The 18,450-nt window shown below is 28.0% G+C and carries 18 protein-coding genes; 6 read left to right on the forward strand and 12 right to left on the reverse strand.

Annotation, left to right across the window (positions count from 1 at the left end; translation table 11 throughout):
- The 4 genes from purF to trxA all read right to left on the reverse strand — a co-directional run bounded on the left by purF (position 1) and on the right by trxA (position 3,639).
- Positions 1–1,350: an amidophosphoribosyltransferase gene (gene purF / locus AACT_RS13795; protein ID WP_172127829.1), complete on the reverse strand. Its 1,350-nt coding sequence runs from the start codon at positions 1,348–1,350 to the stop codon at positions 1–3.
- 12 nt (positions 1,351–1,362) lie between these two features.
- On the reverse strand, positions 1,363–2,136 hold the full coding sequence (dapB, locus tag AACT_RS13800; protein WP_172127831.1) for a 4-hydroxy-tetrahydrodipicolinate reductase: 774 nt from the start codon (positions 2,134–2,136) through the stop codon (positions 1,363–1,365).
- A gap of 13 nt (positions 2,137–2,149) precedes the next feature.
- Positions 2,150–3,079 (reverse strand): thioredoxin-disulfide reductase, encoded by a 930-nt coding sequence (gene trxB / locus AACT_RS13805; RefSeq protein WP_172127833.1) that lies wholly within the window; start codon positions 3,077–3,079, stop codon positions 2,150–2,152.
- A 242-nt stretch (positions 3,080–3,321) separates the two neighbouring features.
- Positions 3,322–3,639, reverse strand: coding sequence for a thioredoxin (gene trxA, locus AACT_RS13810; protein WP_172127835.1), 318 nt, complete (start codon positions 3,637–3,639; stop codon positions 3,322–3,324).
- 187 nt (positions 3,640–3,826) lie between these two features.
- Between trxA and alaS the strand changes: the two genes are divergently transcribed.
- From alaS to AACT_RS13825, 3 genes are all read left to right on the forward strand, one after another.
- The gene (gene alaS, locus AACT_RS13815; RefSeq protein ID WP_172127837.1) at positions 3,827–6,382 is read left to right on the forward strand and encodes an alanine--tRNA ligase; all 2,556 of its coding nucleotides are present in this window, start codon (positions 3,827–3,829) and stop codon (positions 6,380–6,382) included.
- Positions 6,383–6,391: 9 nt separating this feature from the next.
- On the forward strand, positions 6,392–6,871 hold the full coding sequence (locus tag AACT_RS13820; protein WP_172127839.1) for a hypothetical protein: 480 nt from the start codon (positions 6,392–6,394) through the stop codon (positions 6,869–6,871).
- A gap of 109 nt (positions 6,872–6,980) precedes the next feature.
- Positions 6,981–7,553, forward strand: coding sequence for an NlpC/P60 family protein (locus AACT_RS13825; RefSeq protein ID WP_172127841.1), 573 nt, complete (start codon positions 6,981–6,983; stop codon positions 7,551–7,553).
- 15 nt (positions 7,554–7,568) lie between these two features.
- Here AACT_RS13825 and AACT_RS13830 read toward each other — a convergent pair whose 3' ends face one another.
- Positions 7,569–8,135 carry a hypothetical protein gene (locus tag AACT_RS13830; protein WP_172127843.1) on the reverse strand — a complete coding sequence of 189 codons (567 nt, stop codon included), beginning with the start codon at positions 8,133–8,135 and terminating at the stop codon, positions 7,569–7,571.
- A gap of 116 nt (positions 8,136–8,251) precedes the next feature.
- Here AACT_RS13830 and AACT_RS13835 point away from each other — a divergent pair, with 116 nt between their 5' ends.
- On the forward strand, positions 8,252–8,872 hold the full coding sequence (locus AACT_RS13835) for an NlpC/P60 family protein (protein WP_172127845.1): 621 nt from the start codon (positions 8,252–8,254) through the stop codon (positions 8,870–8,872).
- Between the two features lie 18 nt (positions 8,873–8,890).
- A complete protein-coding gene (locus AACT_RS15485) occupies positions 8,891–9,538 on the forward strand; it encodes an NlpC/P60 family protein (protein WP_216658205.1) in 648 nt (215 codons plus the stop codon).
- A gap of 315 nt (positions 9,539–9,853) precedes the next feature.
- Here the strand turns inward: AACT_RS15485 and AACT_RS13845 are convergent, their stop codons facing one another.
- On the reverse strand, positions 9,854–11,140 hold the full coding sequence (locus tag AACT_RS13845) for a tellurium resistance protein TerC (protein WP_172127847.1): 1,287 nt from the start codon (positions 11,138–11,140) through the stop codon (positions 9,854–9,856).
- Positions 11,141–12,025 (reverse strand): DMT family transporter, encoded by an 885-nt coding sequence (locus tag AACT_RS13850; protein WP_172127849.1) that lies wholly within the window; start codon positions 12,023–12,025, stop codon positions 11,141–11,143.
- Positions 12,026–12,118: 93 nt separating this feature from the next.
- Here AACT_RS13850 and maf point away from each other — a divergent pair, with 93 nt between their 5' ends.
- Entirely contained in the window at positions 12,119–12,664 is a 546-nt protein-coding gene (gene maf, locus AACT_RS13855; RefSeq protein ID WP_172127851.1) for a septum formation inhibitor Maf, read from the forward strand.
- Between the two features lie 30 nt (positions 12,665–12,694).
- Here the strand turns inward: maf and AACT_RS13860 are convergent, their stop codons facing one another.
- Genes AACT_RS13860 through lysA form a run of 5 tightly spaced genes read right to left on the reverse strand, consistent with a single transcriptional unit; the run spans position 12,695 to position 18,404 of the window.
- Positions 12,695–13,165, reverse strand: a complete 471-nt coding sequence (locus tag AACT_RS13860) for a hypothetical protein (RefSeq protein ID WP_172127853.1) — start codon at positions 13,163–13,165, stop codon at positions 12,695–12,697.
- Positions 13,165–14,970 carry a 1-deoxy-D-xylulose-5-phosphate synthase gene (dxs, locus tag AACT_RS13865; RefSeq protein ID WP_172127855.1) on the reverse strand — a complete coding sequence of 602 codons (1,806 nt, stop codon included), beginning with the start codon at positions 14,968–14,970 and terminating at the stop codon, positions 13,165–13,167. The genes AACT_RS13860 and dxs overlap by 1 nt, the downstream gene beginning before the upstream one ends.
- Before the next feature lie 12 nt (positions 14,971–14,982).
- Positions 14,983–16,089 (reverse strand): histidinol-phosphate transaminase, encoded by a 1,107-nt coding sequence (hisC, locus tag AACT_RS13870; RefSeq protein WP_172127857.1) that lies wholly within the window; start codon positions 16,087–16,089, stop codon positions 14,983–14,985.
- A 9-nt stretch (positions 16,090–16,098) separates the two neighbouring features.
- Positions 16,099–17,175, reverse strand: a complete 1,077-nt coding sequence (gene pheA / locus AACT_RS13875) for a chorismate mutase (protein ID WP_172127859.1) — start codon at positions 17,173–17,175, stop codon at positions 16,099–16,101.
- A gap of 20 nt (positions 17,176–17,195) precedes the next feature.
- Entirely contained in the window at positions 17,196–18,404 is a 1,209-nt protein-coding gene (gene lysA / locus AACT_RS13880) for a diaminopimelate decarboxylase (protein WP_172127861.1), read from the reverse strand.
- Positions 18,405–18,450 lie beyond the last annotated feature (46 nt).

Raw genomic sequence — 18,450 nt, forward strand, 5'->3', positions numbered from 1 at the left:
CTACTCTTTTACGAAATAATCTCCGTCAAAACTTTCAAGTGCATATTTTCTATCATTTCCTATTGCATTAACTAAATCATCTACTGATAAATACTCTAAAGAGTCTGCTTCTATATATTTGCAAACTTCTTCTTTAGTCATATTATTTGAGATTAATTCCTCTTTATGTGGTGTATCAATACCATAATAACAAGGGAATTTGATTTCAGGACTCGCAACTCTAAAATGTACTTCTTTAGCTCCTGCTTCTTTTAAGATCTTAACGATTCTTTTAGAGGTTGTACCTCTTACAATTGAATCATCTATTACAAGTAAAGATTTACCCGCAATTAATGATCGCATAGGACTTAATTTCATTTTTACTTTTAAATCTCTCATTTCTTGCGTTGGTTCAATAAATGTTCTACCAATATAGTGATTTCTAATAATCCCATATTCAAAAGGAATTCCACTTTCAGCTGCATATCCAAGAGCCGCTGGAACACCTGAGTCAGGAACTGGAATTACCATATCAGCTTTAATACTTTGATTTGCATCATTTTTAGCCAATGCTCTTCCCATATTTTCTCTTGTTCTATATACATTTTTACCATCTATTACAGAATCTGGACGAGCAAAATATACATATTCAAAAGCACATGGTCTATATTGAGATTCAAATAATTGAATTGATTCTGGCTCATCATAATCTTCACTAAAAATTAACATCTCCCCTGGATTTACATCTCTAATAAAATCAGCATCCACTAAATCAAAAGCACAAGTTTCACTTGCAACTATATATCCACCACTTTTTAATTTTCCTAAAGATAATGGTCTAATACCATATCTGTCTCTTATAACGAATTGTTTTGATCTACTTTGAACAATAAAACAGTATGCACCAATAGTTCTTCCTAGTGCTTCTTTAATTCTATCTCTTAATCTATCTTTTGTATTTTTTGCAATTAGATGAATTAAATTTTCTGTATCCATTCCCGTTTGGAAAATCGCACCTTTATCAATCAAATCTTGTCTAACTTCATCTTTATTAATTAAATTTCCATTATGCACAATTGATATTTCACCAAGTTTATACTTAGCAAATACAGGTTGAGCATCTAAAATAGAGTCTCCACCTGCAGTTGAATATCTATTGTGACCAATTGCCATATTTCCAACTAATATTTTTAAAGCAGCTTCGTTAAAAACTTCAGAAACTAAACCTCTATTTTTGATTGTATGAATTTTACCATTACATGATGATGATATACCTGTAGCTTCTTGACCTCTGTGTTGCATTGCAAATAAAGCGATTGAAGCTAACCTTGCAGCATTATCATTACCATAAATTCCAACTATTGCGCACATATTTAATTTTCCTTATAGACCTAAAGCGTCATTGATTGAGTATAATTTTGGATCTTTTCCAATAATCCACTTAGCAACTTTTATTGCACCTTTTGAAAAAGTATTTCTAGCTGTTGCTGTGTGATTTAATTCTAAAAATTCACCGTCATTATATAGACCAACTGTATGACGACCAACAATATCTCCACCTCTTAATGCCATAACTGCAATTTCATTTTTAGTTCTAGCACCAATTTGTCCATCACGTCCTGAAATTCTAACTTCATCTAAATCTAAGTCTCTAGCATTTGCTGCATGTTCTGCAAGTGTTAATGCTGTTCCTGATGGAGAGTCTACTTTATGTCTATGGTGTTGTTCAACAATTTCTATGTCAAAATCACTCAATGTTTTTGATGCAAGTGCTACTAGTTTATTTAAAACAGCAACACCTAAACTCATATTAGTAGCATATAAAATAGGTACAATTTTACTAGCCTCAATTAATAAATTTTGTTGATGCTTGTTAAATCCAGTTGTTGCAATAACTAAAGGTTTACCTTCACCATTTTCAACAACTTGTGTAAGAAGTGCTTCTGTAGCAGCTGGTGCAGAAAAGTCAATAACCACATCACTAGAATCTAGTAATACTTTCATATCATTTGTTACAACAGTGCCATCAGGTACTTGTCTTGTTAATTTATCAAAAACATGAACAGCTGCAACTCTAGCTTGTTCATCATTTGCTAAATCATCAATTAATAAAGAACCAACTCTTCCTGTACTACCTAATATACCTACATTAATCATAAATAATTTTTCCTTATCCTAAATATTCTATAATATTAACAGCTGCTGTTGCACCATCACCTGCTGCACAAACAACTTGTTTTGATGCATCAATTCTAATATCTCCAGCTGCATAAAGACCTTTTACTGATGTTCTCATTTTTAAATCAACAATAACTTCACCAGCTTCATTTGTATCACATAAAAAAGATCCATCTTCTTGTTTTAATGGTGCATTTAATACATCTCTACCTACGAATATAAAAACTCCAGGAGTTGGTAATTCTCTAATTTCACCTGTTTCTTTTGATTTAACTCTTAAACCAAGAACTCCACTTGTATCTCCAAATACTTCTTCAACAGTTACATTTGTAACTTCTTCAATATTTTTTGTATGTTTCATATGTTCTATTGTACTTGGTGCTGCTCTATATGTATCTCGTCTATGAACTAAATAAACTTTCGAACAAAGTTTTGCTAAATAAACAGCCTCTTCAATAGCAGAATCTCCACCACCAACAACAGCTACTTCTTTTCCTTTATAGAAAAAACCATCACAAGTTGCACAAGTAGAAATTCCTCTTCCGAAGAATTCATTTTCACCTTTAAATCCAGCACGTCTAGGAACTGAACCTGTTGCCATTAATACAGATTTAGCTTCATATGTTTTACCATCAACACCTGTAATATTAAAAATATCATTATTTTTTGTAATTGAAGTAATTTGATTCATTTCATGTTTTAAACCAAATCTTTGACATTGCTCAGGCCAATTTGCCATTAAATCCATTCCTGATACAATTTCAGCTTGACCTGGATAGTTTTCAATTTCTGAAGAACCTGTAATTTGACCTCCAGGCATACCCATTTCAAACATTACAACATTTTTTAATCCACCTCTAGTAGCATATAAACCAGCTGTTAATCCAGCAGGTCCTCCACCAATAATCGCTAAGTCTAACATATAAAATCCTTATTTTAATAAATTGAATAATCTATAGCATTTTTTAAACCACAATAATACTAAAATATTTGTAAGTTTCAGGTTAAATAAACCCTAAAGATTGAGGATAAATTTTATCATTTAATAATTTATATAAACCTTAATTGTATTATAATAAGGAATATTATCATTCAAAAAATTTAGAAATAAAAAAGGGAGAAGTAAAACACTTCTCCCTTTTTTTTATATTGTATTTGTATTTATTATAATAAAGAGTTAATTTTATCAGTGAAAGCTTGTTTTGAAGAAGCTCCAACCATTTGATCAACAACTTCACCATTTTTCATAAATAAAATAGTAGGAATAGATCTAATTCCATATTTAACTGCTAAATCTTGCTCTTCATCTGTATTTACTTTACAAATGTTTGCTTTTCCTTCGAAATCTGCAGCTAATTCTTCAATAACTGGAGCAATCATTCTACAAGGTCCACACCATGGAGCCCAGAAATCTACCATAGATACGCCTTCTTTTGTAACTTCTTCAAAGTTTGCTGGAGTTAATTCAACATATTTTCCCATTTTATTTCCTTATTATTAATTTTAATTTTCGTCATTTTTATTTAATATACTTATATATAATTAAACTAAATCATTATAACTTGTAAAAACTTAAATTTAGTTTTACATTATTTAACTTTGATATATAATCAATCCTAAATAATTATTTCGTTAAAATAAGTGAATTTAATTTAATATGGATAATTTTATGGATATCAGAAAAGAATATTTAGAGTTTTTTAAAAGTAAAGGTCATGATGTAATCTCATCAATGCCACTAGTTCCAGATGATCCTAGCTTAATGTTTACAAATGCAGGAATGGTTCAATTTAAAGATATATTTACAGGTGCAGTACCAAAACCTGCAAATCCAACTGCAACTTCTTGTCAGCTTTGTATAAGAGCTGGTGGAAAGCACAATGACTTAGAGAATGTTGGCTACACAGCAAGACATCATACTTTATTTGAGATGTTGGGGAATTTTTCTTTTGGTGATTATTTCAAAGAAGACGCAATTGCTTATGCATGGGAATTTATAACTGTTAATTTAGCACTTCCAGTTGATAAACTATGGGTTACAGTTCATGATAGCGATGATGAAGCTTTTAATATCTGGACAAAATATATTGATTCTTCAAGAATCATAAGATTTGGAGACAAAGACAATTTCTGGTCAATGGGTGATACAGGAGCTTGTGGTCCTTGTAGTGAAATTTTTTATGATCAAGGTGATGAGCATTTTAATACACCTGAAGATAAAATGGGTGGAGATGGTGATAGATTCTTAGAAATCTGGAATTTAGTTTTTATGCAATATGAAAGAACAGCAGATGGAAAATTAAACCCATTACCAAAACCATCAATTGACACAGGAATGGGACTTGAAAGAGTTATTGCTATTAAAGAAGGTGTTTTAAATAACTTTGATTCATCTAACTTCAAACCTATTATTGAAAAAATTGAAGAACTAGCTTCTAAAAAAGCTGATAAAAGTTCAATTGGTTCATATAGAGTAATTGCAGATCATTTAAGAGCTACATCATTTATGTTATCTCAAGGTATTTTATTTGGAAATGAAGGAAGGCCTTACGTATTAAGAAGAATTCTAAGACGTGCTGTTAGACACGGTTACTTATTAGGATTTAGAAAACCATTTATGGGAAAACTTCTTGATACACTAATTTCTATTTTAGGTGGACACTATACTGAATTAATAGAAAATAGAAATTTTATAAAAGAGCAATTAACATTAGAAGAAGATAGATTCTTCAAAACTATTGATTTAGGAATGTCTTTATTTAATGAAGAATTAGCAAATACTAAAGAAGTTTTCTCAGGAGAAATTGCATTTAAATTGTATGATACTTATGGATTCCCATTAGACTTAACAGAAGATATGTTAAAAGATAAAGGACTAAAAGTAGATTTAGGTAAATTTGATGAACTTATGAGTGCACAAAAAGCAATGGCAAAAGCTGCATGGAAAGGTAGTGGAGACGCTTCAAATGAAGGTGATTTTAAACAATTAATTGAAAAATATGGAATCAATGAATTTGTAGGTTATGATAACGTTACATATAAATCAAAAATTCTTGCACTTTTAGATGAAAACTTTAAAGAAGTTAAAACTTTAGAAAAAGGTTCAACTGGTTGGGTAATGCTAGATAAAACTCCATTTTATGCTACAAGTGGTGGGCAAAATGGTGATATTGGTGCATTAGAAGACAATAAGCATATTGCAATTATTGAAGATACATCAAAATTCCATGGTTTAAATCTTTCAAAAGTTAAAATTGAGCACTCAAATATAAACCAAGGTGAAAGAGTTGAAGCTGTTGTTGTAAATAGATATGAAGTTGCAAAACATCATAGTGTTACGCACCTTTTACAAAGTGCATTAAAAATGGTTTTAGGTGAAACTGTATCACAAGCTGGTTCATTAAATGATGCATCAAGATTAAGATTTGATTTTACATATCCAAAAGCTATGACAACTGAGCAAATTGATGAAGTTGAAGATTTAGTTAACTCAATGATTGCTCGAGGAATTGCTGGAAATGTTGAAGAATTACCAATTGAACAAGCAAAAGGCAAAGGTGCTATTGCTATGTTTGGTGAAAAATATGGAGACATGGTAAGAGTAGTTAGTTTCTCAGATGTTTCAGTTGAATTTTGTGGTGGAACTCATGTAAAAAACACTGCTGATATTGGAAGTTTTTATATTGTAAAAGAATCAGGCGTAAGTGCAGGAGTTAGAAGAATAGAAGCTGTTTGTGGGGCAGCTGCAATTGCTTATACAAAAGAGATTATTAATTCAATGAATGAAATTAAATCTGAAATTAAAAATAATGATGTTATTACTGGTATTAAAAAATTAAAAGATCAAATTAAAGATCTTAAAAAAGAACTAGAAGCGGCGGTTAGTCAAACAAGTGCTCCAATTAGTGAAGAAGTAATAGGTGATACAAAAGTTGTAGTAGCTATAGTTGAAAATGGTGATTTAAAGAAAATCGTTGATGATATGAAAAATTCAAATGAAAAACTAGCTATTTTATTACTTCAAGCTAAAGATGATAAAGTATTGATAGTTGCAGGAAGTAAAAACACAAATATCAAAGCAGGTGATTGGATTAAAAATATTGCTCCAATCGTTGGTGGAGGTGGAGGTGGAAGACCTGACTTCGCACAAGCTGGTGGAAAAGATGTAACAAAAGTTGAAGATGCAAGAATTGCTGCACTTGCATACGCTAAAGAAAATTTATAGGAAGTAATCTTGAGCGAATTATTTAATAACTTTTCATCTTCAATTGTTTTTTTACATGTAATTTCTGCTGTAATTTGGGTAGGAGGAATGATAGCAATTAGATTTGCTGTTCATTACTCTATTCAAGAAATTGAAGAACCAAAAATTAAATTAGGAAGAACACTAGAAAATTTACGAAGATTTTTCAATATGGTAATTCCTGCTATTTTAGTTCTTTTAATTACAGCTATTATAATGATAATAGCTCTTGGATTTAAAGGTACTGAACTTTATACTATAGTAATCGTAAAAGAGATTATATGGACAGTAATGACTATTATTTTTATCACTATATATATGAAAAGAAATAAAGCTCAAAAAGCTTTTAATAGTGGTGATTTTGCAAATGCTAAAAATGACCTACTTCCAATTGCAACTTATTATATACCAGCAAATATAATCTTAGGGATTGTTGCTATATTCTTAGGAATAACACTTAGAGGATTTTAATAAAGATTTATTTTTATAAATCTTTATTTGAAATTTTAAATCTAGACTTGACATAATTCTTATTTTTTCTTAATATAATAAATATACTTTATTATAAAGGTCTGTACTTATGCATTTTAAAATTTTTCTTACATTTATTTTTTCAATTATTATTTTTACTGGTTGTTCTCAAAAATATGAAGATCAAAATGTTAATTATAGAAATTACAACACTCAAAAAAGTAATCTTCAGAAAAGATATTTAAATATGCTAAAAAACAATAACTATGTTTTAAATAATAGATATATAGATTTTAATACAGCGCAACAAATAGATTTTAATACCTCACTAATAGAATTTTATGAAAATTGGTCTGGAGTAAAATATGAGTATGGAGGTAATTCTAGAAGTGGTATTGATTGTTCATCATTCATACAAATGGCTTATAAAGATAATTTCAATATAGCATTACCAAGAACAACAGATTCACAAGCAAATATTGGAATAGAAATAGACAAATCTCAACTTGAAATGGGTGACTTAGTTTTTTTTAAAACTAGTTCAAGTTCAAATCATGTGGGAATTTATCTAGAAAATGGTAAATTTATGCATGCCTCAACTAGTGTAGGAGTAACAATTTCTTATTTAGACAATATTTATTTTGATAAATATTATTGGAAAGCTCAAAGGATAATTTATTAAGTAAATTTCTAATATTTACTTATCATATATACTTTCTCTTTCTCTTGAAAAGTATGAATTTATAAAATTCATATTTACTAAACTTTTTGAATAATCACTTTTAAATCTTAATTTATCTACATATGTATTAGTATAAGCTTTATCAAATTTCTTTCTCAATGATGAATAATATTTTCCTTCATAATCTAAAATAAATAAATCTTCATATGTTGAATACTTATAGATTAAATCAACATAATATTTATCATCTATTATATATGTAGTAAATTCATAATTATCATAATCTACTCTTTCAATAACCTTCATTGACTTTAATTTTAAAGTTGATTTAAATAGATATTCAAAATTTCCTCTTTGAAAACTATTCCAAGAGCAAGAATTATCTAAATTTATATATTCACTAAATAATCTACCATATTCCTTATCATTTATATTAGATATATATGAAAAATTTGCACAAGAATCTGAAGTATTTTTTTTCGTAAGTTCCGTAAATTCACTCATATTATCACTTAAGTTATTGATAGAATTACATCCATAAATTGATAAACATAAAATAAAAATGACTAAAAAATTTCTCATAATTACTCCTTCAAAATAAGAAAATATTATACTCCTAAAACAGTTAAGACTTGACATATTTTTTATTTTCTACTAATATAAGAAAAAAATTTTGTCTTTAAGGAGCTACTGTTCGTATGAATTTTAAAAATTTACTAATAATATCTATGTGTATTTACCTATTTACCGGATGTTCTTACAAAAGTATGGAACAGAGTATAGATATGACAGATAATAATACAAATTCTACTTTTAGAAGTGCTTCTTTAGAAAATACAATAAATCAAAAAGATTTAAAATATAATAAATACAAGACAAACTCAAACATTCAAGCTAAAAATGACACATTTCAAGATAATGATTACGCTAATAGTAATACAACAATTAAACAGGATTTAAATACTGATTTATATGATTTTTATGCAAAATGGGAAGGTGTAAGATATAAATTAGGAGGAGAGTCAATGACTGGTATTGATTGTTCTGCTTTTATTCAAAAAGCCTTTGAAGAAAAACTAGCTTTAGAAATGCCTAGAACCACTTTATTACAAGCGAAGGTTGGCAAAGAAGTAAATAAAGATGAACTTGAAGTTGGAGATTTAGTTTTTTTCAAAACAGGAAGAACTAAACATGTAGGTATTTATATGGAAAATGGGAAATTCATGCATGCTTCTACAAGTAATGGTGTAACAATTTCGGAGTTAAATAATTCTTACTTTGCTAAGAATTATTGGAAAGCCCAAAGAATAATAAATTAATAAAATCAAGGAGTAATAATGATCAAGAAAACCTTTCTACTTTTACCTGTAGTGTTGCTATTTACAGCATGTAGTAATAAAGATGTTCAAGTGAACTCTAATGAAGTTAGACCAAATGAAATAACTCTTTCATATAGTGAATATAAAAACTTGTATGAATCAAAAAATCAAAAAGTAAAAAACAAGCCTATTGCTAAATATGAGCCTATCATCACTCCAGAAGAGTACAAAAAGCTTGTACTGACAGAAGATAAAGAAGAAATTACTGATACAAAAATAAGTAAAGTAGATGAAACACCTATAAAAAAACAAGCTTTTACAGAGTTTTATAATGAATGGAAAAATGTAAAATATAAAATGGGTGGGATATCAAAAACTGGGATAGATTGTTCAGCATTTACTCAAAAAATTTATAAAGATAAATTTGGTATAGAGTTATCAAGAACTACAAGAACACAGGTTAATGAAGGCGTAGAAGTAGCAAGATCAGAACTTCAGCCAGGTGACTTAGTTTTCTTTAAAACAGGGAAAACAGATAGACATGTTGGTATTTATGTTGGGAATAATAAATTTTTACACTCATCAATAAAAGGTGTTAAATATACAAGCCTTGATAAACCTTTTTATAAAAAGAACTACTGGACATCTAGAAGAATTATTGATTAATTCTTCTAAAATCTAAAAGAATCAAACTACTCAAGAGGCTTTTAAAGTCTCTTTCTAAAAAACTTCATACTACTGCAATTAAAAATAAACCATATATATCTATATTTAAATGTTAAAGAATACTCTAAAGAGTTCAATTACTTAAATATTAAAAATAAACATAAAAAGAAGATGAAAAATGTGGGGAAAGTTTAGTAAAAAATAAGGTAAACGCAAGTAATTTGTAATTTAGGAAGCAGAAAGGATACAAATGAAATACGCTAGGCCTTATTTGAAATAATTTTACAAAAGTTATATGATAATTGTATGATTTTCTTACATCAAAATGTAATTTGATAAAATAAATAAACAAAATGTACAAACTAAGTACATTTTTATTGCATAAAATATATTTAATTTTAGTATTTCTTTTGCATCATAATTATATCTAGCCACAATTGTAAGATTTAAACCTGAAAATGGTGAAGTTGAAACAGTAGTTGACCAAGCCATTAAAAAAGTAATAGCCAATAATGTATGGTTTACTCCACTTAAAAAGTCTCCGATTACTGCGATTGTAATAATTGGATGAATACCAACAAATCCTAATATAATAAAAATTGCTAATAAAATTGAGGCTACGAACCAATCGAATTCTTTAAAGGGAACTTGGAAGTTTAATCCTAAAAGGATAGAACCGACCAAAATACCAAACATACCAGCAACTAAAAATAAAGATAATTCCGTCTTCATTTTTGGTAGTTCTTCTAAAATATGATTTTTTAATTTTATTTTAGATTTTAAATAACTATATTTAACTGGTATAACAATAATTGTTAATACAAATGAAAATAGTGATATCAAAATTATGACTTTTATCTCAGGGAAAAATGTATGAGTAAGTAAAACAAAAGAAGCTAAGATTATAGGCAGATAAATAGTATCAAAAGAAATTGGATAACCTCTAAATTCAATTAAATTAAATTTTTTATCTTTTTTTACTTCTAAATATGTAATTAAAAACCCAATTAAAGCCAAAACAATACCATTTAAAACTATAGTTAAGGTATTTAATTTTGGTGCATAAGTAATAGCTGCTGCAAAAGCAACGAAAAAAGGTGACCAATAAGCATCACTTGCAAATGCTCTTGTAAGTAAAACTATTTGAGTATTTGTCAAAGATGCTTTTTTATACATTTTATCTGCAACTAAAATAAGAGAAGATAGATTAATTACAGAACCAAAAAGATGAACGCCTAAATATGTTTTTAAAAATGAAGCTTCACCTTTTGGAAGTTCTTTTATTTTTGCTTTTTTAGGCGTTGCAATTAGCCTTAGAAAGCCAACTGCTATTAAAAGGGTAATTAGGTATTGATTTACAGTAAAAACCTTATAGAAGTCAATTTTGTAATCATTTACAATACAAAGTAAAAAAGTTAAAAAACTTAATGCAAAAAGAGTATAAAGAAATTTTTTATTTTTTAAACTTGAAAACAATAAAATAAAAGCAAACCATGAAAAAGAACCTGAAACTATTAATAAATCTTTTTGGAAAAAATATGAATATATACTAATTATAAATGATAGAAAGATTAATATTCCAGCAATATTTGATTTATTCATTTACTTAACTTTTTTAAAAAACATAGTTAAATATATTCCAATAGCTATTAGAACAATTCCCACTATATGATAAAATTCTAAAACTTCTCCTAAAAATATATAAGCCAAAATTGCTCCAAAAATAGGCATCAAGTGAGCAGATTGTCCAGCTTTATTAGCACCTATTTCAATAGTTGCCATATTCCAAAAATAAAATGATAGTATTGAAGGGAATATTACTATATAAATAAGTGAATATAAAACTTCTTTATTTGATAAAAAACTAAACTCTAGGCTATAACCTTGTAATATAAATGCAATATATAAAATCATTACACCAATAAAACTTGTAATTGTTAAAAAAGAAAAAGAGCTTAAGTCTTTTGGTTTAAATTTTAATAGTACCGAATAAATTGCCCAATCAAGTGCAGCTAAAAGAATCCATAAATCACCTGGAGTAAAATTTAGTTCTAATATATGATTTATATCCCCTTTCAAAATAAGATATAAAACACCTAATGTTGATAAAAGCACACCCAATATTTGTATTTTCGTAATTGCAATTCTAAATATAATACTTGAAATTAGTATTATAAAAATTGGGGTACTTGAATTTATTAAAAGTGCATTTGTAGCACTTGTAGTTTGTAAGCCGTAATATAAAAAAGTATTAAAACCAGCAATTCCAAAGGCACCAAAAACTACAAGAAGTAAAGAATCTTTTTTAAATCCTAATATTAAATCTTTGTAATTAATAAAAATATATGGAAGCAATAAAACCAAAACAAAAAACCATCTATAAAATGATAATTGCATGGGCTCGATACTAGTTGATATATATCTACCTGTAATAAAATTTCCTGACCAAAATAAAACTGCTAAAACTAAAAATATATAATATTTCATCTAATCTATTTTCTTCTTTACTAATAATTGATAATTTTTTTAAAAAGCAATTATATACAAATTGAGTATAATTCAAATAAAAAAAGGTATAAATTGATTAGACTTGGTTCAAATTCACCAACACGTGCAATTATTCTTAAAAATTATGGAATTGATTTTATTCAAAATGGTGGTAATTTTGATGAAGACTCAATTAAAACAATAAATCCAAAATCTTTTTGTTATGAAGCAACAAAGGGAAAATTTGAAGAACTATATAAAAAATATGGAATAGTTGATATGCCCCTACTTGTTGCTGATTCTGTTGTAACGTGTGAAGGAAAACTTTTACGAAAAGCAAAAGATTTGGCTGATGCTAAAAACATGCTAGAACTTCAAAGTGGAAATAAAACTTCTGTTATTACTTGTATGATTTATAAATCAAAAGAAAAAGAAATTATTGATATTTCAGTTACAACATATGAATTTTTACCTTTTGATAAAAAACATATGCAAGAGTATTTAGACTCAGGAGAATGCTTTGGAAAAGCAGGAGCTATTATGGTTGAAGGATTTTGTAAACCTTATATAAAAAATGTTATTGGATTTGAAAGCACAGCCATGGGATTATGTGTAGAGAAATTAAAATTCTTTCTTTAACATATAAGAAAAACTACGATTACAAAATAACTAATTTAAAAGATTTTTTATTATTGTAATCATTCCTTGATGTAAATTATAAATAGACATTGGAAAATCTAAACTATCTTCATCTATTATATTAACTCTATTTGAAGATAGATAAGTTCCTAACTTTTCAAGATCGATATAACTATATTTAACATTATTGTAATCAGTTCTTACTAATTCATTTTTTTCGTTACTTTCTTGGATAATAAAAGCCAATGTTTTTAAACAAACTAAATCACTCCATCTAAAAAAAAGTTCACTATCTATTGTATTTACAATTTGTCCTTCTGGATTAAATAGGATATTTTGTTCTTTTAAAGGTAGTAATACAGATAAAATAGCTTCAGTAAAAGGAATGATTTTTTCTTTCCAAAAATCGGGTTCTTCACTATTTTTTAGCTTATCTTCTAAAACTTTTATTATTTCTTCTTGTGAAGAATTTTGTAGTAATTTTGTAAAGTTATCATTCATTATTTCACCTTTAATACAAGTTGTTCTGGTAATAATTCTAGACTCTCTTCGATTATTTTAGTATCACCATGCTCTATAAAATTATCTCTATACTCAAAACTTGTTACTTGGACATTTTTAATTTTTTCATCATTTAAAACTTCTAAAATTGCACTTGCAACTCCACTTTGTTTTTGAGAATCAGAAAAAACATACCAATCATCATATTTTTTAGAAAGTTCAACTAAAGTATCTTTATCAATAGGTTTTACAAATCTTAAATCCAAAATAGCTATATCATCATTATGTAAAGATTCAGTATCAATAGCTCGGCTAACCCCTGCTCCATATCCTATGAATAATTTGTTTGAACTACCATCTTTTAAAAGTTCTGCTTTCCCTAGGGTAAATGCAGTGGAATCATATTCAAGCTCTTTAAAGGCTCCTCTTGGATATCTAATTGCACATGGAGATGTTAAAGTATAGGCGAACTCTAAACCTTCCACCAAAGTTTTATTATCTCGAGGAGCAAATAAAATCATATTTGGAATAAATCTTAAAAATGAAATATCAAATGCACCTTGATGTGTTTCTCCATCATTTCCAACAATTCCTGCTCTATCCATAGCAAAAACAACAGGAAGATTCATAATACAAACATCATGTATTATTTGATCAAATCCTCTTTGAAGAAAAGTTGAATATATAGTGATAAATGGTTTAAATCCTTCTTTTGCCATAGCAGCCATTGAAGTAATAGCATGTTGTTCAGCAATTGCCACATCCCAAAATCTATCTGGGAATTTATCCATAAGTTTATTTATACCCGTTCCACTTGGCATCGCAGCTGTTACTCCAACCACATTATCATATTTACATGCAAGAGATGATAAAGCATCTGCAAATACAGCCGTTGCTGCTTTTGGTGCTTCTTTTTTTACAAATGCTCCATCTTCCACATTAAAAGGTCCAACTCCATGCCAATGTTCATGTTGACCTTCTGCAATTTTATAACCTTTACCTTTTACTGTTCTTGCATGTACAATAACAGGTTTATTCATTGCTTTTGCAATTTGTAAAGTATCAATTATTTCATCAATATCATGACCATCAATAGGACCTATATAATCAATCCCCATCTCTTCAAATAAAATACCAGGAGTAATAAGCTTTAAAGCTTCTTCCATTCTTTTTGCTATATAAGTTGTACCTTCTGGCATATTATTTTTAATAAATTTATCAACTTTTCCTTTAAACCCTTGATAATATTTTCCAGCTAGAATTTTTGAAAGATATTTAGAAATTGCTCCAATAGGTTTTGCAATTGACATCTCATTATCATTTAAAATAATTACAACAGGTAGTTTAATATCACCTAGCTCATTTAACGCTTCATAAACCATTCCAGCAGTCATAGAACCATCACCAATCATAACAACTGGTACTCTATTTTCTTTTTTTAAAGCAATTGCCTTAGCAGCTCCCACAGCCAATGAAATAGAAGTTGAACTATGTCCAGCTACAAAATAATCTGCACTACTCTCATTTGGTTTTGTAAAACCACTAAGTCCACCAAATTGTCTTATGCTTTCAAACTCCTCCCAACGTCCTGTTAAAAGTTTGTGGGGATAACACTGATGAGATACATCAAAAATAAAAGGATCACTATATGCATCAAATACATAATGCATACCAAGAGTTAATTCAACAGCCCCAAGTGTAGATGAAAAATGTCCACCCTTCCTTGATACCACATCAATAATTCTATCTCTTATCTCTTGTGATAATGTTTCTAACTCTTTTAGTGATTTATCTTTTATTTCCATTTCTTCAATACTTTATTTTAAATTTTCTAATACTTCGTCTAATTGTTCAAATACTTTTGTATTTTGCTCATTTCTTCCAATTGTAATTCTAATTGCATTTTGACCATAACCAGTTAAATCTCTTACAATTACTCCTCTTTCAAGAAGTTTTTGAGCAACTTCTTTTGAAACAAATTTATCAGCAAATTTAATTGTAATAAAATTTGTGTATGAAGGAATATATTCAAATCCTTTAGATTTTGCATACTCTTCATATCTTGTCATCTCTTCAAAGTTTTTTGCAATACACTCATTTACAAACTCTTCATCTTTAAGTGCTTCAATAGCAGCTGCAAGCGTTAAAGTTGTAATATTAAATGGAGCTCTTAATTTATATAAAGTTTTTATAATATTAGCTTGAGCAATACCATAACCAACTCTCATTCCACCAAGAGCATAAGCTTTAGAAAATGTTCCTAAATAGATTGTATTTGGGAATTTAGTTATTAAATCTTTAGCTACAATTCTTTTTTTCTCATCTTTAAAAGATGCATACTCTTGATAAGCTCCATCAACTACAACTAATGTATTTGAATCTATTGTCTCTAAAAAAGCATAAACATCATCTTTATCTACACATTCACCTAATGGATTATTTGGTAAACATAAAAATATAACATCAGCTCCATGCTCTTTATATAATTTTGAAAACTGCTCAAGATTATGTTGATCATCTTCAGTTTTAATAATAGTTGCACCTGTTTGTTTTCCATAAATTTCATACATTGCAAATGTTGTTTTTGCCATTAAAATTTTTGAATCTTTTTCACATTTTGCATGTACACAAAATTCTAAAATTTGGTCACTTCCAGAGCCAATAATTACATTTGAACTTTCAACTTCAAATTTATTTGCTAATGCTTCTTTTAATTCATACATTGAATCATCAGGATAAACAAACATATTTTTTGCTAATTCTTGAATCTTTGCAGTAACTTTTGGACTTGTTCCATAAGGATTTTCATTTGAAGCTAATTTGATTACACTTTCAGGTTTTACACCATACTCTCTTACAACTAGTTCTATTGGTTTTCCAGCTTCATAAGTTGTAACATTTTCTAATACTTTATTAAATTGCATCTTTATTTCCTAAATATCATTTATTTCTTTAACATACGATCCTAATACTTTAACACTATTTTTGTATTTTAGTAGGATATTTTTAACATTTTCATCATCTTTATGTCCATCAAAATCAATAAAGAAAATTGAATTTCCTTCAACAATATGTGATTTAATTTTTGTTAAATTTATTCCAGCATTATTAAAATCTGTTAAAAATTCAACTAATACACCTTGTCTATCTGGTAATTTTACTAAAATTGATGTTTTATCATTTCCACTTTGAGCATTTTCAAAATCACTTATTATAAAGAATCTTGTTTTATTATTGTCTTTATCTTCAATATTTTCAAATAGAATAGGAAGATTATGTAACTTTGCCCCAACATGTGCACAAATAGCAGCAGTTTCAGGTTCACGTGCAGCTAGTTTCGCAGCTTTTGTTGTAGATTCAACTGGTATTTGTTCAACTTCATCAAGACCCATATTTGTTAAAAATTTTCTACACTGATCAAAAGCGATATCTTTTGAATATATTCTTTTTATATCTTTTATTTTATCGCAAGTAGTTGCAAGTGTATGATGAATATCCAATACAACTTCAGCAATAATTTTTAAATTATATTCACTTAAACAAGTAATTGTATCAGTTACGATTCCATTTGATGAATTCTCAATAGGAATCACACCAAACTTTACTTTTTTAGTGTTAACTTCTCTAAAAACACCCTTTATAGAACTAACTGAAATATATGAACTCATAGCTCCAAATCTTCCTTCAGCAGCCTGATGAGTAAAACTTCCTTCAGGTCCTAAATAAGCTATATTTTCAGGTAATTCAATATTTCTTGAAATTGCAAAAATCTCTAAGAATAGTGCTTCAATGGCACTTCTATTTAATAAACCATTATTTTCACTATTGATTTTTTCCAATCTATCAATAATAGCTTTTTCCCTTTCAGGTCTATATATTGCTCCACCACTTTTTGCTTTTAAAGCACCAACTTGATGAACAATATGCATTCTTTCGTTGATTAATTCCAAAAGTTTATTGTCAATATTATCAAGCTTATTTCTTAAGTCTAATAATCCCTCTTCACTCATATAAAACCTTTTAATATAAATTATTTAATAAACTCTTCTTCTAAAGCAATTATATCTTCAAAAGTTTCTCTTTTTCTAATTAATCTATCATTTCCATTTTCAATTGCAATTTCAGCAACTCTTCCTCTTGTATTATAGTTACTAGCCATTGTAAATCCATAAGCACCAGCAGAATAAATAGCTACTAAATCATTATGTTCAGTTTTTGGTAATTCTACATTTTTAGCAAAAAAGTCACCACTTTCACAAACAGGACCTACAAGATTACAATCTGAAAACTCTTGATTGTCATTTAAAACTTCAATTTTATGATATGCATTATATAGAGATGGTCTAATTAAATCATTCATAGCTCCATCAACAATAATAAATCTTTTGTTTCCATTAATTTTTTCATATAAAACTTTTGTTACAAAAGTTCCGCAGTTTCCAACTAAAAATCTTCCTGGTTCACAAATGATTGTAATATCTAAACCAAACATATTATCTAATACACTTTGTGCATACTCTTTTGTATCAATTAAAACTTCATCTTTATAAACAATACCTAAACCACCACCAATATCCATAAATGATAATTCGATTTTTATAGCTTTTAAGTTTCTTACTAAATCAGCAACTATTTTAACAGACTCTTTAATTGGTTGTAATTGAGTTAATTGAGAACCAATATGACAGTGCATTCCAACAGGGTCTAAACTAGGTGAGTTTTTACATTGGATATACATTCTTTTTGCTGTATCAATATCAACACCAAATTTATTTTCATGTAAACCAGTTGAAATATATGGATGAGTTTGAGGATCAATATTTGGATTTACTCTAATAGAAATTCTAGCAACCTTTCCAAGTTCAGCAGCAATAATTTCAACTCTATTTAACTCAGCGTCACTTTCAACATTTATCATTAAAATATCAAGTTCTAAAGCTTCTTTAATTTCTGAATCAATCTTTCCAACCCCTGAAAAAATGATTTTATAAGGAGCAATACCAACTTTTAAAGCACGTTTTACTTCACCAATACTAACACAATCTGCACCTGCACCAAGTTGTGCTAAATGCTTAATCACAGATAGATTTGAATTTGCTTTAACAGCATATGCAACAAGTGATTTTCTAGCTTTAAAAGCCCCTTTTAATTCCTCATATTGTTTTGTAATATGATCAAAATCATACACATAATAAGGTGTTTGATATTTATTTGCTAACTCTTTAAAATTTATACTCATTTTTATAATTGTCCTATTTTTAAAATCTTAATTTAAAATTTCATTA

The organism is Arcobacter acticola (assembly GCF_013177675.1).
Classification (GTDB): domain Bacteria; phylum Campylobacterota; class Campylobacteria; order Campylobacterales; family Arcobacteraceae; genus Aliarcobacter; species Aliarcobacter acticola.

Bases quoted from the DNA above. Each gene is read 5' to 3' on its own strand.
- trxA (WP_172127835.1), bottom strand. From the start codon at position 3,639: ATGGGAAAATATGTTGAATTAACTCCAGCAAACTTTGAAGAAGTTACA.
- alaS (WP_172127837.1), top strand. From the start codon at position 3,827: ATGGATATCAGAAAAGAATATTTAGAGTTTTTTAAAAGTAAAGGTCAT.
- hisC (WP_172127857.1), bottom strand. From the start codon at position 16,089: ATGCAATTTAATAAAGTATTAGAAAATGTTACAACTTATGAAGCTGGA.
- dapB (WP_172127831.1), bottom strand. From the start codon at position 2,136: ATGATTAATGTAGGTATATTAGGTAGTACAGGAAGAGTTGGTTCTTTA.
- AACT_RS13830 (WP_172127843.1), bottom strand. From the start codon at position 8,135: ATGAGAAATTTTTTAGTCATTTTTATTTTATGTTTATCAATTTATGGA.
- AACT_RS13825 (WP_172127841.1), top strand. From the start codon at position 6,981: ATGCATTTTAAAATTTTTCTTACATTTATTTTTTCAATTATTATTTTT.
- pheA (WP_172127859.1), bottom strand. From the start codon at position 17,175: ATGAGTGAAGAGGGATTATTAGACTTAAGAAATAAGCTTGATAATATT.
- purF (WP_172127829.1), bottom strand. From the start codon at position 1,350: ATGTGCGCAATAGTTGGAATTTATGGTAATGATAATGCTGCAAGGTTA.
- AACT_RS13845 (WP_172127847.1), bottom strand. From the start codon at position 11,140: ATGAATAAATCAAATATTGCTGGAATATTAATCTTTCTATCATTTATA.
- AACT_RS13850 (WP_172127849.1), bottom strand. From the start codon at position 12,025: ATGAAATATTATATATTTTTAGTTTTAGCAGTTTTATTTTGGTCAGGA.
- AACT_RS13860 (WP_172127853.1), bottom strand. From the start codon at position 13,165: ATGAATGATAACTTTACAAAATTACTACAAAATTCTTCACAAGAAGAA.
- trxB (WP_172127833.1), bottom strand. From the start codon at position 3,079: ATGTTAGACTTAGCGATTATTGGTGGAGGACCTGCTGGATTAACAGCT.
- dxs (WP_172127855.1), bottom strand. From the start codon at position 14,970: ATGGAAATAAAAGATAAATCACTAAAAGAGTTAGAAACATTATCACAA.
- AACT_RS15485 (WP_216658205.1), top strand. From the start codon at position 8,891: ATGATCAAGAAAACCTTTCTACTTTTACCTGTAGTGTTGCTATTTACA.
- AACT_RS13835 (WP_172127845.1), top strand. From the start codon at position 8,252: ATGAATTTTAAAAATTTACTAATAATATCTATGTGTATTTACCTATTT.
- lysA (WP_172127861.1), bottom strand. From the start codon at position 18,404: ATGAGTATAAATTTTAAAGAGTTAGCAAATAAATATCAAACACCTTAT.